Source organism: Streptomyces sp. NPDC031210 (genome assembly GCF_055570395.1).
This window is the reverse complement of the sequence record NZ_JBVIHH010000006.1, coordinates 206,317-221,462: the sequence shown is the minus strand read 5'-3', so window position 1 is coordinate 221,462 and position 15,146 is coordinate 206,317. Positions and strand designations below refer to the sequence as shown.

12 protein-coding genes are annotated in these 15,146 nt (G+C 71.7%); 3 read left to right on the top strand and 9 right to left on the bottom strand.

The window, feature by feature from the left end:
- Positions 1–117: 117 nt before the first annotated feature.
- Together ACZ45Z_RS14015 and ACZ45Z_RS14010 are read right to left on the bottom strand one after the other, a co-directional pair.
- A complete protein-coding gene (locus ACZ45Z_RS14015; RefSeq protein WP_468361306.1) occupies positions 118–1,203 on the bottom strand; it encodes a branched-chain amino acid aminotransferase in 1,086 nt (361 codons plus the stop codon).
- 342 nt (positions 1,204–1,545) lie between these two features.
- Positions 1,546–2,586, bottom strand: a complete 1,041-nt coding sequence (locus ACZ45Z_RS14010; RefSeq protein WP_468361303.1) for a 3-isopropylmalate dehydrogenase — start codon at positions 2,584–2,586, stop codon at positions 1,546–1,548.
- Positions 2,587–2,715: 129 nt separating this feature from the next.
- Here ACZ45Z_RS14010 and ACZ45Z_RS14005 point away from each other — a divergent pair, with 129 nt between their 5' ends.
- Complete coding sequence (locus ACZ45Z_RS14005) at positions 2,716–4,341, top strand: purple acid phosphatase family protein (protein WP_468361300.1); 1,626 nt, start codon at positions 2,716–2,718, stop codon at positions 4,339–4,341.
- Here ACZ45Z_RS14005 and ACZ45Z_RS14000 read toward each other — a convergent pair.
- Positions 4,335–4,466 carry a hypothetical protein gene (locus ACZ45Z_RS14000; RefSeq protein ID WP_468361297.1) on the bottom strand — a complete coding sequence of 44 codons (132 nt, stop codon included), beginning with the start codon at positions 4,464–4,466 and terminating at the stop codon, positions 4,335–4,337. The two genes, ACZ45Z_RS14005 and ACZ45Z_RS14000, sit on opposite strands and share 7 nt — an antisense overlap.
- 395 nt (positions 4,467–4,861) lie before the next feature.
- On the opposite strand from ACZ45Z_RS14000, the gene ACZ45Z_RS13995 reads away from it, so the two are divergent.
- Entirely contained in the window at positions 4,862–5,491 is a 630-nt protein-coding gene (locus ACZ45Z_RS13995; RefSeq protein WP_468361294.1) for a Uma2 family endonuclease, read from the top strand.
- Positions 5,492–5,549: 58 nt separating this feature from the next.
- Here the strand turns inward: ACZ45Z_RS13995 and pruA are convergent, their stop codons facing one another.
- Complete coding sequence (gene pruA / locus ACZ45Z_RS13990; RefSeq protein WP_468361291.1) at positions 5,550–7,181, bottom strand: L-glutamate gamma-semialdehyde dehydrogenase; 1,632 nt, start codon at positions 7,179–7,181, stop codon at positions 5,550–5,552.
- Between the two features lie 179 nt (positions 7,182–7,360).
- Entirely contained in the window at positions 7,361–8,287 is a 927-nt protein-coding gene (locus tag ACZ45Z_RS13985; protein WP_468361288.1) for a proline dehydrogenase family protein, read from the bottom strand.
- A gap of 280 nt (positions 8,288–8,567) precedes the next feature.
- Here ACZ45Z_RS13985 and ACZ45Z_RS13980 point away from each other — a divergent pair, with 280 nt between their 5' ends.
- On the top strand, positions 8,568–9,959 hold the full coding sequence (locus ACZ45Z_RS13980) for a helix-turn-helix domain-containing protein (RefSeq protein ID WP_468361285.1): 1,392 nt from the start codon (positions 8,568–8,570) through the stop codon (positions 9,957–9,959).
- Between the two features lie 5 nt (positions 9,960–9,964).
- Here the strand turns inward: ACZ45Z_RS13980 and ACZ45Z_RS13975 are convergent, their stop codons facing one another.
- The 4 genes from ACZ45Z_RS13975 to ilvC all read right to left on the bottom strand — a co-directional run bounded on the left by ACZ45Z_RS13975 (position 9,965) and on the right by ilvC (position 14,923).
- Positions 9,965–10,573, bottom strand: a complete 609-nt coding sequence (locus ACZ45Z_RS13975; RefSeq protein WP_468361282.1) for a TetR/AcrR family transcriptional regulator — start codon at positions 10,571–10,573, stop codon at positions 9,965–9,967.
- Positions 10,574–10,643: 70 nt separating this feature from the next.
- A complete protein-coding gene (locus ACZ45Z_RS13970) occupies positions 10,644–11,747 on the bottom strand; it encodes a PRC and DUF2382 domain-containing protein (protein ID WP_468361279.1) in 1,104 nt (367 codons plus the stop codon).
- 300 nt (positions 11,748–12,047) lie between these two features.
- Entirely contained in the window at positions 12,048–13,640 is a 1,593-nt protein-coding gene (gene serA / locus ACZ45Z_RS13965; protein WP_468361276.1) for a phosphoglycerate dehydrogenase, read from the bottom strand.
- 284 nt (positions 13,641–13,924) lie between these two features.
- On the bottom strand, positions 13,925–14,923 hold the full coding sequence (gene ilvC / locus ACZ45Z_RS13960) for a ketol-acid reductoisomerase (RefSeq protein ID WP_468361273.1): 999 nt from the start codon (positions 14,921–14,923) through the stop codon (positions 13,925–13,927).
- Positions 14,924–15,146: the final 223 nt, after the last annotated feature.

Below are 15,146 nucleotides of genomic sequence, written 5' to 3'. Positions count from 1 at the left end.
ACCCCTCGGTGGAGCCCGCCCACCAAAACCCCCCCCCCCCCCCCCACCCCCCCCCCACCCCCCCCCCCCCCCCCCCCGGCCCTCGGGTTGTCCGGTGGTACGGAGGCGGCCAGGGGCTCAGCCGAGCCGGTGCATCCAGCCGTGGGTGTCGGGGGCCGCGCCCGTCTGGATGTCCAGCAGCGCCTTGCGCAGCTTCATGGTGACCTCGCCCGGCTCGCCGTCGGCGATCGTCCAGTTGGAGCGGGTGGACTTCACCGAGCCGACCGGGGTGATGACGGCGGCGGTGCCGCAGGCGAACACCTCCGTGAGCGAGCCGTCCAGGCTGGCGGCCTTCCAGTCCTCGACGGAGATCCGGCCCTCGCTGACGTCGTAGCCCAGGTCGGCGGCGATGCTCAGCAGCGAGTCGCGGGTGATGCCGGGCAGCAGCGAGCCGGTCAGCTCGGGGGTGATGATGCGGTCGCCGAACACGAAGTAGAGGTTCATGCCGCCCATCTCCTCGATCCAGCGGCGCTCGATCGCGTCCAGCCAGACCACCTGGTCGCAGCCGTGCTCGGCGGCCTGGGCCTGGGCGACGAGGGACGCGGCGTAGTTGCCGCCGGTCTTGGCGGCGCCGGTGCCGCCGGGCGTGGCCCGGACGTACTCCTGCGACAGCCACACCGAGACGGGCTTGACGCCGCCGGGGAAGTAGGCGCCGGCCGGCGAGGCGATGACGATGAAGAGGTATTCGTTGGCGGGCCGCACGCCCAGGCCGACCTCGGTGGCGAACATGAACGGGCGCAGGTAGAGCGACTCCTCGCCGGTGCCCGGCACCCACGCCTTGTCCTGGGTGATCAGCGCGTCACAGGCGGCGATGAACGTCTCGACGGGCAGCTCGGGCATGCCCAGGCGGCGCGCGGAGGACTGGAAGCGGCGGGCGTTGGCGTCCGGGCGGAAGGTCGCGACGGTGCCGTCGGGCTGGCGGTACGCCTTCAGGCCCTCGAAGATCGTCTGCGCGTAGTGCAGGGTCATGTTGGCCGGGTCGATCGACAGCGGCGCGTACGGCACGAGCTGGGCGTCGTGCCAGCCGCGGCCCTCCGTCCACTTGATCGTCACCATGTGGTCGGTGAAGTGGCGGCCGAAGCCGGGCCCGGCCAGGATCTGCTCCCGCTCCGCGTCGGACAGCGGGTGCGAGGAGGGCTTGAGCTCGATCGTGGGCGTCGTCATGAATGCGTGTCCTTCACTGCGTGTTCCGTGTGCCGCGCGTCACCGGCCCAGCCCTCCGGCCGGGGGTCCGGGGGTGCTCCCCCGGAAGATGCGGCACCGGTGCGGTTGTGGCGGCCGCGCTCATGACGCACCGGGTGGTTGGTGGGACGTCCGAGTTTCCTCACGGACGGCGGCCCTCGTCCGATTATCGCTCGTGGGGACCGGCGGAAGGAAACGCGTGCGCGAGCCAGGTTCGATGGTCGCACCCAACCGGGCGGTAGCACAGGCCGGGGGAACGCGGACGGCGCCGGGAGACGAAGGTCCCGGCGCCGTGCGTACTACTGGTGAGTGCGTGGGTGGGGGTCAGCCCGCTACGCGTGCGGCGAGGGCGTCGCCGATCTCGTCCGTGCTGCGGTGCGAGCCGTCCCGGCCCTCCAGGTCGGCCGCGACGGCCGCCTCGATGCGGGCGGCCTCGGCCTCGAAGCCGAGGTGGCGCAGCAGCAGGGAGACCGAGAGGATCGTCGCCGTCGGGTCGGCCTTGCCGGTGCCGGCGATGTCCGGGGCGGAGCCGTGCACCGGCTCGAACATCGACGGGAACTCGCCGGTGGGGTTGATGTTCCCGGAGGCGGCCAGGCCGATGCCGCCGGTGACGGCCGCGGCGAGGTCGGTCAGGATGTCGCCGAAGAGGTTGTCGGTGACGATCACGTCGAACCGCTCGGGCTGCGTGACGAAGAAGATCGTCGCGGCGTCGACGTGCAGGTAGTCGGTGGTGACCTCGGGGTATTCCGCGCCGACCTTGTCGAAGATGTTCTTCCACATGTGTCCGGCGTAGACCAGGACGTTGTTCTTGTGGACGAGCGTGAGCTTCTTGCGGGGGCGGGCGTTGGCCCGCTCGTACGCGTCGCGGACCACGCGCTCGACGCCGTAGGCGGTGTTGAGGCTGACCTCGGTGGCGACCTCGGCGGGGGTGCCGGTGCGCAGGCTGCCGCCGTTGCCGGTGTAGGGGCCCTCGGTGCCCTCGCGGACGACGACGAAGTCGATGTCGGGGCGGCCGGCGAGGGGGGTCGCGGTGTTCGGGAACAGCTTCGACGGACGCAGGTTGACGTAGTGGTCGAAGGCGAAGCGGAGCTTGAGCAGCAGGCCGCGCTCCAGGACGCCGGAGGGCACGGAGGGGTCGCCGATCGCGCCGAGCAGGATGGCGTCGTGGTTCTTGAGGGACGCCAGCTCCTCGTCGGGGAGCGTGTCACCGGTCGCGTGCCATCGCTTGGCACCAAGGTCGTACTCCTTGGTTTCCAGCTTGACGTCCTGCGGGAGGACCGCGGTCAGGACCTTGAGGCCCTGGGCCACGACTTCCTGGCCGATACCGTCACCGGGGATCACTGCGAGGCGAATGCTGCGAGACATGTCTGGACCCTACTCTCCGTCCCATTGATTGACACGTAGCGTCCGTCATACGGACACGTGGTGAGCCGGTCACCCGCCGTTCATGCCGGGGTCGGACAGCGGCAGTCTCGCCCTGGGAGATTCGCCGGCATGACTGGAATTCCCCGGGAAGCCGCACCCCTGCCGTCGCACACCCCGCGGGTGGGGATACCGGAGCGGCTCGCGGCCCGGATGAGCATGCCCGAGCAGCACGAATACCTCCGTACGAGGCTGACCCGCCGGGGCCTGCTGCGCGGCTCCGCCGCCACCGCCGGGGTCGTCGCCGGCTCGGGGCTGCTCTCCGGTTCGGCCTACGCCGGCTCCCCCACCCTCCTGGCGTCGCCGGCCGCCGCCTCCGTGGACGGCTCCCTGGTCGCCCCGTTCGGCCGGCATCTGGCCTTCGGCGCCGATCCGCGGTCGCAGATGCGGGTGAGCTGGCAGGTGCCGCTGGCGGTGCGGCGGCCGTATCTGCGGGTGGGGCTCGCGCCCTGGGACCTGGGCCGCAAGATCGAGGCGGAGGTGCGCGACCTGCACACCCCGTCGCTGAGCGCGCAACTGCCGGCGGTGCGGCAGTTCTACCTGCACGCCGCGCTGGACGGGCTGCGGCCGGGCACCACGTACTACTACGGGGTCGGCCACGATGGGTTCGACCCGGCCGACGCGCGCCACTTCTCCACCGTCGGCACCTTCCGTACCGCGCCCGCGCGCGCCGAGAGGTTCGTCTTCACCGCCTTCGGCGACCAGGGCGTGAGCTACCACGCGCTCGCCAACGACCAGTTGATCCTGGGCCAGAACCCGTCCTTCCACCTGCACGCGGGCGACCTCTGCTACGCCGACACCGACGGCCAGGGCTCCGAGGACGACACCTACGACGCGCGGGTGTGGGACCAGTTCCTGGCCCAGACCGAGTCGGTGGCCAAATCCGTTCCGTGGATGGTGACGACCGGCAACCACGACATGGAAGCGTGGTACTCCCCCAACGGCTACGGCGGCCAGAGCGCCCGCTGGACGCTGCCCGGCAACGGCCCGGACCCGGCGAACGCCCCCGGCGTCTACTCCTTCACCTACGGCAACGTCGGCGTCGTCGCGCTGGACGCCAACGACGTGTCGTACGAGATTCCCGCGAACCAGGGCTACACCGGCGGCGCGCAGACCCGCTGGCTGGACCGCCGGCTCGGCGCGCTGCGGGCCGAGCGGGGCATCGACTTCCTGGTGGTCTTCTTCCACCACTGCGCGTTCTCCACGACGAATTCGCACGCCTCGGACGGCGGGGTGCGCGACGCGTGGGTGCCGCTGTTCGAAAAGCACCAGGTGGATCTGGTGGTCAACGGCCACAACCACGTCTACGAGCGGACCGACGCCCTCAAGGGCGGCCGGGTCTCGCGGCGATTGCCGGTCGGCGGCAGCGTCGACTCCTCCCGCGAGGGCATCGTCTACGTCACGGCGGGCGGCGCGGGCCGGGCGCTGTACGACTTCCCGGTGCCGGACAGCTACGAGGGCCACGTCAAGGACCTCGACGCGGTGAAGACGTACCACTGGACCAAGGACCGCGCGAAGGCGGCGGACACGGTGACCTGGTCGCGGGTGCGCTACACGGGCTTCTCGTTCATCGCCGTCGAGGTCGAGCCCGGTCACCGTCCCCGCATGAGGGTCACCGCGCTCGCGGAGTCGGGCGAGCGGGTCGACCACTTCGAGGTCACCCGCCCGCGCCGGCATCGAACGGCCCCGGATCAGTGACCGGTCGCGCCACCGTTGTCGCGGCGGTCGAGCGCGCGCTGGAGGGCCGCAGCGGCGGCCCTGCGGTCGGCTTCGCTGGTCTTACGGGCGGCGTGGCGGGTCCTGCGGACAGCGGTCTCGGCCATGATTCACGTCTCCTATGCCAATGCCCCGAGAAGAGTGGGATGCGTCGATCCAGAAACGGCCGGAGGGGGCGGGGGCCTCGGCACGGCAGGGATCACCTGCACTGCGCACCGGGCCGCGTCCGCCGTCGCTCGATGGAGCGATACGTTCGGCTCCTACAAAGCTAGGACAGCACGGCCGTGATGTCTGCACAATTACTTGGGCTTCCTACTATCTGAGACGGAAACCGCCCGACACCCGGCCCCGACGTGGCCGTCAAGCCGTGAGCCGATAGTCGTACGAACCGGTGAACCGCCTCGCCGGCGCAGGTCGTCGCGAGGGGCCGGCGCCTACCTTGGCGGCGTCGCTTGTGCCGCCGGGCCGAGCCCGCCCACACTTGAGGAGGAGGTGCTGCACCATGACCGCTCTCGCACACGAGGCGCCCGAGACCACGACGCCCGGATCCGATCTGGACGAGGTCCTGTGGCAGGCATGGAAAGCCATGGAACTCCCCGAGGGCTTCCACGCCGAGATCATCGAGGGGTCCATCGAGGTGTCACCGACGGGTCGTTACTCGCACGGTCAGGTTGTCAACCGGCTGCGCCGCGCCATGGACAAGTTCCTGGACGGTGGCGATTACGCCGCCCGCCAGGACATGAACATCGTCCACGGCCGCAAGGTCTGGATCCCTGATGTCTTCATCGCCCCCGAGGACTGCGACGCGTACGTCACCGACGACGGAGTGGGCCTCAAGGCCACGGCCGTGGAGATGATCGTCGAGGTCGTCACTCCCGGCCACGACTGCGTCAAGCGGGACCGGGTCCGCAAGCGCCGCGCCTACGCGCAGGCCGGTATCCCTGTCTACGTCATCATCGACGACTACGACGAGGACGGCACGGTCACCGTGCTCACCTCCCCCGGCCCCGACAAGGGGACCTACGCGGATTCGATCCGCCGGCCGTACGGCACCGAGGTCGTCCTCCCCGAGGGGCCGGCCAAGGGCTTCTCCCTCACCGAAGCGATCACCGGCCCGCCGCGCGCCTCCTGACGCGACGGCGGCCCGGCACCCTTTCGCAGGGTGCCGGGCCGCCGTCGCGCGTCGGGGATCAGCCCATGTGCGGGTAGCGGTAGTCCGTCGGCGGGACCAGGGTTTCCTTGATGGAGCGGGTGGAGGTCCAGCGCATCAGGTTCTGCTTGGCGCCGGCCTTGTCGTTGGTGCCGGAGGCGCGGCCGCCGCCGAAGGGCTGCTGGCCGACGACGGCGCCGGTGGGCTTGTCGTTGATGTAGAAGTTGCCGGCCGCGAAGCGCAGCTTCTCGCAGGTGCGGGCGGCGGCGGCGCGGTCCTGGGCGATGACGCAGCCGGTCAGGCCGTACGCCGAGGCGCACTCCATCTGCTCCAGCATGCTGTCGTAGTCGGCGTCGTCGTAGACGAAGACGCCGAGGATCGGGCCGAAGTACTCGTCCTTGAAGATCTCGTTCTCCGGGTCGGTGGAGACCAGGACCGTCGGGCGGACGAAGTAGCCCTCGCTGTCGTCGTAGGTGCCGCCGGCGATGACCTCGATGGTCGGGTCGGCCTTGGCGCGGTCGATCGCCGCCTTGTTCTTGGCGAAGGAGCGCTCGTCGATGACGGCGGACATGAAGTTCGACAGGTCGCTGACGTCGCCCATGGTGAGGGAGTCGACCTCGGCCGCGAACTCTTCCTTGAGGCCGTTGTTCCACAGCGAGGCCGGCACGTACGCGCGGGAGGCGGCCGAGCACTTCTGGCCCTGGAACTCGAAGGCGCCGCGGGTCATGGCGGTCTTCAGGACGGCCGGGTCGGCCGAGGGGTGGGCGACGATGAAGTCCTTGCCGCCGGTCTCGCCCACCAGGCGGGGGTAGGTCTTGTACTTCTCGATGTTGTTGCCGACCGTCTTCCACAGGTACTGGAAGGTCTTGGTCGAGCCGGTGAAGTGGATGCCCGCGAGGTCGGGGTGGTTCAGGGCCACCTCGGAGACGTCCTTGCCGTCGCCGGTGACGAGGTTGATGACGCCCTTGGGCAGTCCGGCCTCCTCCAGCACCTGCATCAGCAGCACGGCGGCGAGGGTCTGCGTCGGGGACGGCTTCCACACGACGACGTTGCCCATGAGGGCGGGCGCGGTCGGCAGGTTGCCGGCGATCGCGGTGAAGTTGAAGGGCGTGATCGCGTAGACGAAGCCTTCGAGGGGGCGGTGGTCGGAGCGGTTCCACACGCCCGGGGAGTTCGCCAGCGGCTGCTCGGCGAGGATCTGCCGCGCGAAGTGGACGTTGAAGCGCCAGAAGTCGACGAGCTCGCAGGGCGTGTCGATCTCGGCCTGCTGGGCGGTCTTGGACTGGCCGAGCATGGTGGCGGCGGCCAGCGTCTCGCGCCAGGGGCCGGCGAGCAGGTCGGCGGCCTTGAGGATGATCGCGGCGCGGTCGTCGAAGGCCAGGTCGCGCCAGGCCGGGGCTGCGGCCAGCGCGGCGTCGACGGCGTCCTGGGCGTCCTGGACCGTGGCGTTGGCGTACGTCCCGAGCGTGGCCCGGTGGTTGTGGGGCTGCACGACGTCGAAGCGGTCTCCGCCGCCCATCCGCCGCTCGCCGCCGATGGTCATCGGCAGGTCGATGGGGTTGCCGGCCAGCTCCTTGAGCTTGGCCTCCAGGCGGGAACGCTCCGGGGTACCGGGGGCGTAGGTGTGGACCGGCTCGTTAACCGGCACGGGGACCTGGGTCACAGCGTCCATAGTGGCCGTGTCTCCTTCGATTTCGCTCGTCGGTTGTCGTACGTGGATCAAGCGGTGCGGCGCGGCCGCGTGGGTGGGCGGCCGCGGAGGTGCCGGCCGGGGGCTCCCCCGGGCTTCCAGCATCCACCCGGAGCCGCCTCCGTGGGGCCGGTCGGCCCCAGCCGGTCAGCGGCGGCCGGTCAGCGGCGGCCGGCCAGCGAACGCAGGAAGAACGCGAGGTTCGCGGGGCGCTCGGCGAGCCGTCGCATGAAGTATCCGTACCAGTCGGTGCCATACGGGATGTACACCCGCATACGGTGCCCGTCGGCGACCAGGCGCTCCTGCTCGCCCTCCCGGATGCCGTAGAGCATCTGGAATTCGAAGTCGGCCGGTTTGCGGCCGTTGCGCCGCGCCAGCTCCTGGCCGATGGCGACCATCCGCGGGTCGTGCGATCCGATCATGGGGTAGCCCTGCCCGGCCATGAGGATCTTCAGGCAGCGCACATACGCCTTGTCGACCTCCCGCTTGTCCTGGAAGGCGACGCTCGCGGGCTCCTTGTACGCGCCCTTGACCAGGCGCACCCGGGAGCCTTCCCCGGCGAGTGCGTGGCAGTCCTCCTCGGTACGGAAGAGGTAGGACTGCACCACCGCGCCCGTGCGGGGGAAGCGCTCGCGCAGCTCGCCGAGGATGGCGAGGGTGGAGTCGACGGTGGTGTGGTCCTCCATGTCGAGGGTCACGGTCGTGCCGGCTTCGGCGGCTGCTTCGACCACCGGAGTGACGTTCTTCAGCGCCAGCTCGTGGCCGCCGGGCAGCGCCTGCCCGAAGGCGGAGAGCTTGACCGACATCTCGGCCCGCTCGCCCAGGCCCTGGGCCTTGAGCGCCTCGGCGAGCCGGAGGTAGGCGTCGCGGTTGCGCAGTGCCTCGGCCGGGTCGGTGATGTCCTCGCCCAGGTGGTCGAGCGTGACCTCCATGCCGCGGGCGGCCAGCGACCGCACGGCCGTCATGGATTCCTCCAGCCGCTCGCCGGCGACGAACCGGTCCACCACAGGGCGGGTGACCGGAGCGGCCGCGACGAGGCGGCGGATGCTGTCGCTGCGCGCGGCGGCGAGGAGCACGGGACCCAGCATGGGCACCTCCACGTTTCAGGATGACGGATGCCGGGCGGGCGCCGGACGGGCAAGCGCGACGGCAAGGTGAGCCACCTGAAACTTAAGGATCGCGCCATCTTCCGGCCATCGACACCTGTCACGCCTTCGTGGTCGGGATCTCAGACAGATGTATGAGAATGGTGGGTGAGTGACGGAAGTGACGGCGACCGCGAAAGTGGTGCCGGTGACGGCAGTGCCGCGTGGTGGCACCGGGGCGCCGGTGCCGGACGCGGCGAGGAGGAAAGGGGCCGGGCGGCGGATGCGAGGCGACTACCAGCAACTGGTCGACGAGATCTCGGCGGCCCTCAGTGCGCCGGCGACGCTGGAGGACCGGGATTTCGGGCTGATCGCGTTCGGCGCGCACGAGGGTGACGACGACGAGGTGATGGACCCCGTACGGACCCGGTCGATCCTCCAGCGCCGGTCCTCGGCGGCCGTCCGGGCGTGGTTCGAGGCGTTCGGCATCGCGCGCGCCAAGACGCCGCTGCGCATTCCGCCGGACCCGGCCGCCGGCGTCTTCAAGGGCCGGATCTGTCTGCCCGTACGCCATCGCGGCATCGTGCACGGCTATGTCTGGCTGCTGGACGACGGGCATCTGACCGACCTGGCGCTCGGCGGCCACGGCGCGCCGCCCGACCCGCGGATCGCGCAGGCCATGGAGACCGCCGCCCGGATCGGCGCGCTGCTGGCGGACGAGGCCCGGGCGGGATCCGAACTGGGCGACCTGCTACGGGAGTTGCTGCTGTGCGCGCCGGGCGGGCGGCAGGTCGCGGCCGATGCCTTGAGCGACGCGCTGCGGGAGTCCCTGCGCTTTTCGCCGGGCGCGCCGCTCACCCTGGTCGCGGTGCTGCCCTGGGACACCACCGACACCGACGCGGCGCCGCTGCCGAGCCTGCCGGGGCTGCTCGCGGCGTGCGCGCTGCCGTCGGACGACGGCGTGCGCGATACGACGCGCCCCGCGGCGGGGGCCGGCGCCGATCCCCGCCGCGCCGACGGCCGGGCGGAGGGCGCGGCGGACGGCGCGAAGCGCGCGGACCCCGCCGCCCCGCCGCCCGCGGCGCCCTCCCCAGCCCTGGCCGCGCTCGTCCGCCTGCGCTCGGCCGACGCCCTCGCCCCGGCCCGTACGGTGGCCGACCACCTGCTGCGCTCACCACGGGCGGGCGCCGCGCCGGCGGCCGGGAGCGAGCCGCCGCGATCGGCGTCCCGCGGCGGCGGAACGGCCGGCCGGCAGCCGCCGCCCCGGCCCGGAGCCGCCGGGATCGGCGCCGGCACCCGGGAGTTGACCTCCCTCCCGTCCATCTGGCGGCAGGCCCTGCACGCCGCCCGCGCGGCCCGCGCCGAGCCGCGCCTGGGCGCCGTCACCCAGTGGGACGCCATCGGCGCCTACCGCCTGCTGACCGCCCTGCCGGGCGCGGCGCCCGACCCGGCGCTGGGCCCGCTGCTCTCCCCCGCGCACGCCGAACTCGCCCGCACCACCGAGGCGTTCCTCGACTGCGCGGGCCAGGCGAGCCGCACCGCCCAGCTTCTGGGCATCCACCGCCAGACGCTCTACTACCGCCTGGGCCGGGTGGAGAAACTCACCGGCCTGGACCTCGACGAGGGCGAGGACCGGCTGCTGCTGCACATGGCCCTGAAGGCGGCGCGGCTGTGAGCTCCCTACGCCTCGTTCTCCGCGGCCGGCTGTCCCAGTACCCGGCCCGTGGTCACCCGGCGCAGGGCGGTCGCCAGGTCGTGGCCGGTGGGCATGGTGTCGGGGGAGATCAGTGACTGGACCATCAGGCCGGTGAGCAGCGCCTGGAAGAAGGAGCCGACGACGCGGGCCGCCTCGGGGTCGACGTCGGTGTCGGGCACGCCCTCGAAGAGCGCGACCAGCCCCTCGTCACCCTCCGGCCGGGCCTGGCCGATCGCCTCGCGCAGGGCGTCGTCGCGCGGCAGCAGGCCCAGCACCTCGACCTGCGCGGCGATGAACTGCCGTTCCTCGGCGATCCGTTGCAGGAACTGGTCCCAGACCGCGGCGAACCGCTCCAGCGGCTCCGCGTCCGGGCCGCTGTGCGCCGCGGGCGCCTCGGCCACGCCCGCGCCCCACTCCTCGATGGAGGCGATGAGCGCCTTGCGCATCAGGGCGTCCTTGGAGCCGTAGTGGTAGCCGATGGAGGCCAGGTTGGCGCCGGAGGCGGCGACGATGTCGCGGGCGGTGGTGCGCGCGTACCCCTTCTCCAGCAGGCACCGCTTGGCGCCCTCCAGGAGATCTTCACGGTGTCCCATGGGCGGCATGCTACCGGCGCGCCATACGTACGTACCAGACGAGCGTCTTATACGCGCGTACGCGCCCCGGTCACCGGCGCCGGTGGGGCCCGGGGCCCTTCCCCTCGTCGGTACCCGGCTCGCCCCTCCCGTCGTCGAACTCCAGCTTCTCCTTGCGGATCTCGGCGCTGACCTCCCGCTGTTCGGTCACCCGCTCGGTCTCCAGGCGCACCCGCTCGACCGCCACGGTCTTCTTGGTGACCACGACCTCCTCCTCGTGCAGGACGACCTCGACCTCGCCCTCCCCGATCCGCGGGGCGCTCCGGCCGGTCACGAGGTCCTCCCCGGTGATCTTCTCGCGGACCATCCGCACCTCGTCGTGGCTGACCGGGACCGTGCGGTGCACGTGCTCGGTGACCACGTGCTTGCGCAGACGGGCCCGGCCGCTCTCGTGCTCCTCGGTGCCGACCTGGATCCGCTCCTCGGAGAGGGTGATCTCCGTCGGGCCCTCTTCGAGGGCGGCGTCGGCCTCGTCGCGGCCTCGGGACATCGCCATGGCGCCGGCTCCGGCGCCCGCCCCCGCGCCCGCCCCGGCCGTCGGTCCCCCGGCGGCTTCCGTGCGGTCGGGCATGAGCTTGTTGCGCTCGCCCTCCGTACCGCGCATGCCGGGCGCCGTGCCGGGGCCGCCGCCGGGCGTCGTGCCGGGCCGGGTCCCGGACGGGGTGCCGGCCGGGGTGGTCGTGTCGGAGCGCAGGGTGGTGCCGCCCGCGCCGGGCCCGCCGAAGTTGCCGGGCCCTCCGGGATTGCCGGGGTTCCCGGGCCCGCCGGGGTTGCCGGGGTTCCCAAGCCCTCCGGGATTGCCGGGGTTGTCGCCCGGCCGGGTCAGCCCGTAGTGGCGGTAGAGCTCCTCCTCCTCCGAGGGGTCGAGGTGGCCGTCGGCGTCGATCCGCGGCGCTTCCTTGATCGTCTCCTTGGCGTGCGGAACGTGCAGGTGGTCGCCCTCGCGCCGGGCCCCGGCGAGCGGCACGAAGGTCTCCTTCATCCCGAAGAGCCCGGTACGCACGGTGATCCACTCGGGGACGTTGGTGGCGTCGTCCCGGTAGACCTGCTGAACCGTGCCGACCTTGGCGCCCGCTTCGTCGACCACGTGCAGGCCGGTCAGGTTCCGCGGGGCCTCACCCAGGGGTGCGTTCATGGCGTCTCTTCTCCTTCCGCACGCGCCGGTGACGGGTACGCGCACTTCCCATTGCGCGACGCCCGCAGCCGCGCAGCGAGTCGAGCGGAGTCGGTGCCCGGTGGACTCCGGCCCCTCGGAACGCCGGGCGCGGGCCCGGCACCTCACCACCGAATAGGCCGTTCGGGTGAACCGTTGCCCCTTGAAGCGTCCGGACCGGTGGGGCTCGGTTCCCCCACCGGCCGCACGGGCGCACACGAACGGGCCCGGGCGCCGCCGAAGCGGGGCCCGGGCCCGTGGGAAGGAGCGAAAACCGGCGGCTCAGTCGCCGAGGTTCACCGCGCGCACGGAGGTCGCGCCGATCTCCTCCGCGATCTCGCTGAGCACGCTCGGCGGGATGGTGTCGTCGACGGTCAGCGCGACCAGCGCCTCGCCGCCCACGTCGGCCCGCGAGACCTGCATGTTGCCGATGTTGATGCCCGCCTCGCCCAGGATCCGGCCGACGGTGCCGACGACGCCGGGGCGGTCGCTGTAGCGCAGGAACGCCATGTGGTCGGCGAGCGCGAGGTCGATGGAGTGCTCACCGACCGCGACGATCTTCTGGGTGTTCTTGTGGCCCGAGAGCGTGCCGGAGACCGACACCTCGTCGCCGCCGGCGAGGGTGCCGCGCACGGTCACCACATTGCGGTGCTCGGGCGACTCGCTGCTGGTGGTCAGCCGCACCTCGACGCCGCGCTCCTGCGCGAACAGCGGGGCGTTGACGTAGGAGACGGTGTCCTCGACGACGTCCTCGAAGACGCCCTTGAGCGCGGAGAGTTCGAGGACCTTGACGTCGTGCTGGGTGATCTCGCCGTACACCTCGACGTCGAGGCGCAGCGCGACCTCGCCGGCCAGCGCGGTGAAGATCCGGCCCAGCCGCTCGGCCAGCGGCAGCCCGGGCTTGACGTCCTCGGCGATGACGCCGCCCTGGACGTTGACCGCGTCCGGCACCAGCTCGCCGGCGAGGGCCAGCCGCACCGACTTGGCGACCGAGATGCCGGCCTTCTCCTGCGCCTCGCCGGTCGACGCGCCCAGGTGCGGGGTGGCGACGACCTGGTCGAACTCGAACAGGGGGGAGTCGGTGCACGGCTCGGTGGCGTAGACGTCGAGGCCGGCGCCGGCGACCCGGCCCTCCTTCAGCGCGGTGGCCAGCGCCGCCTCGTCCACGATCCCGCCGCGCGCGGCGTTGACGATCCGCACCGACGGCTTGACCTTGTGCAGCGCCTCGTCGCCGATCAGGCCGACCGTCTCGGGGGTCTTGGGCAGGTGGACGGTGATGAAGTCCGCCACCTGGAGCAGCTCGTCGAGGGAGAGGAGCTTGACGCCCATCTGCGCGGCGCGGGCCGGCTGGACGTAGGGGTCGTAGGCAACGACCTTCATGCCGAAGGCGGACATCCGCTGCGCGACCAGGACGCCGATCCGGCCGAGGCCGACGACGCCGAGGACCTTCTCGCTGAGCTCGACACCGGTGTACTTGCTGCGCTTCCACTCGCCGTTCTTCAGGGCGGTGTTGGCCTGGGGGATGTTGCGGGCGGTGGCGACCAGCAGACCGCAGGCGAGCTCGGCGGCGGTGACGATGTTCGAGGTCGGGGCGTTGACGACCATCACGCCGGCCTTGGTGGCGGCGGAGACGTCGACGTTGTCCAGGCCCACGCCGGCGCGGGCGACGACCTTCAGCTTCTTCGCGGCGGTGATGGCCTCGGCGTCGACCTTCGTGGCGCTGCGCACGAGGATGGCGTCGACGTCGGCGATCGCGGGGAGAAGTTCGGCGCGGTCCGCGCCGTTGCAGTGCCGGATCTCGAAGTCCGGACCGAGGGCGTCGACGGTGGCGGGCGAGAGTTCTTCGGCGATCAGTACGACAGGTTTCGAGCTCACGTGGTCTTCAGTCCTCAACTAGTCCCGGGGACCCCTCCCGTGCCCTGGGGCCACGGGGGAGGACGGCCGTCCCGACGGCCGAAGGCGGTGAAGGGGGCAGCCGCGTGGAAGACGCACGACGCTGTGAGCCTGACGCGCTTGTGGTTTTGAGTGTAGTAGCGGTCGGGGGCACGTCCTGCGCCGAAGCGTCAGGATCACCCGTGCGTGTACTACGCGGTGGACAAGGCGGTGACACCGTACGGACAGGGGGCCGCGGCCTGCGCCGCGACCCCCGTCCCACGGGCTTACGCCTCGTCGTCCACCCAGCTCATCAGCTTGCGGAGCTGCTTGCCGGTGGTCTCCAGGAGGTGGTTCTCGTCGGCCTTCTTGTACTCGTTGTACTTCGGCAGGCCGGCGTTGTACTCCGCCATCCAGTTGTTGGCGAAGGTGCCGTCCTGGATCTCGGCGAGCACCTTCTTCATCTCGGCCTTGGTGTTCTCGTTCACGATCCGCGGGCCGGTGATGTAGTCGCCCCACTCGGCGGTCTCGGAGACCGACCAGCGCATCTTCTCCAGGCCGCCCTCGTACATGAGGTCCACGATCAGCTTCAGCTCGTGGAGGCACTCGAAGTAGGCGATCTCGGGCTGGTAGCCCGCCTCGACCAGGGTCTCGAAACCGGCCTTGACCAGCGCGGAGGCGCCACCGCACAGGACGGCCTGCTCACCGAACAGGTCGGTCTCGGTCTCCTCGGTGAAGGTGGTCTTGATGACGCCGGCGCGGGTGCCGCCGATGCCCTTGGCGTACGAGAGCGCCAGCGCGAAGCCGTTGCCGGTCGCGTCCTGCTCGACGGCCGCGATACAGGGCACGCCGCGGCCCTCTTCGTACTGGCGGCGCACGAGGTGGCCGGGGCCCTTGGGGGCGACCATGCAGACGTCCACGCCGGCCGGGGCCTTGATGAAGCCGTAGCGGATGTTCAGGCCGTGGCCGAAGAACAGTGCGTCGCCGTCCTTGAGGTTGTCCTTGATGGACTCCTCGTAGACCTTGGCCTGGATCGGGTCCGGCACCAGGATCATGATGACGTCGGCCTCGGCGGCCGCCTCGGCGGGGGTCACCACGCGCAGGCCCTGCTCCTCGGCCTTGGCCTTGGACTTGGAGCCCTCGTGCAGGCCGACGCGCACATCGACGCCCGAGTCGCGCAGCGACAGCGCGTGGGCGTGGCCCTGGCTTCCGTAGCCGATGACCGCGACCTTGCGGTTCTGGATGATGGACAGGTCGGCATCGTCGTCGTAGAACAGCTCGGCCACTTCGGGTATCTCCTTGGATCTAGCTGGTTGCCCACACAGTACGTCGGGCGGGATGAGGTAGGCCCGCGGGTCTCGCCATGCGAGCCGCGGGGCGGGGGGGGGGGGGGGGGGGGGGGGGGGGGGGGGGGGGGGGGGGGGGGGGGGGGGGGGGGGGGGGGGGGGGGGGGGGGGGGAAAGGGGGGGGGGGGGTGGGGGGGGGGGGGGTGGTGTTGCCTGCGCCGGC

Coding starts and splice junctions, on each gene's coding strand:
- ACZ45Z_RS14015 (WP_468361306.1), bottom strand. CDS start 1,203: ATGACGACGCCCACGATCGAGCTCAAGCCCTCCTCGCACCCGCTGTCC.
- ACZ45Z_RS14010 (WP_468361303.1), bottom strand. CDS start 2,586: ATGTCTCGCAGCATTCGCCTCGCAGTGATCCCCGGTGACGGTATCGGC.
- ACZ45Z_RS14005 (WP_468361300.1), top strand. CDS start 2,716: ATGACTGGAATTCCCCGGGAAGCCGCACCCCTGCCGTCGCACACCCCG.
- ACZ45Z_RS14000 (WP_468361297.1), bottom strand. CDS start 4,466: ATGGCCGAGACCGCTGTCCGCAGGACCCGCCACGCCGCCCGTAAGACC.
- ACZ45Z_RS13995 (WP_468361294.1), top strand. CDS start 4,862: ATGACCGCTCTCGCACACGAGGCGCCCGAGACCACGACGCCCGGATCC.
- pruA (WP_468361291.1), bottom strand. CDS start 7,181: ATGGACGCTGTGACCCAGGTCCCCGTGCCGGTTAACGAGCCGGTCCAC.
- ACZ45Z_RS13985 (WP_468361288.1), bottom strand. CDS start 8,287: ATGCTGGGTCCCGTGCTCCTCGCCGCCGCGCGCAGCGACAGCATCCGC.
- ACZ45Z_RS13980 (WP_468361285.1), top strand. CDS start 8,568: ATGCGAGGCGACTACCAGCAACTGGTCGACGAGATCTCGGCGGCCCTC.
- ACZ45Z_RS13975 (WP_468361282.1), bottom strand. CDS start 10,573: ATGGGACACCGTGAAGATCTCCTGGAGGGCGCCAAGCGGTGCCTGCTG.
- ACZ45Z_RS13970 (WP_468361279.1), bottom strand. CDS start 11,747: ATGAACGCACCCCTGGGTGAGGCCCCGCGGAACCTGACCGGCCTGCAC.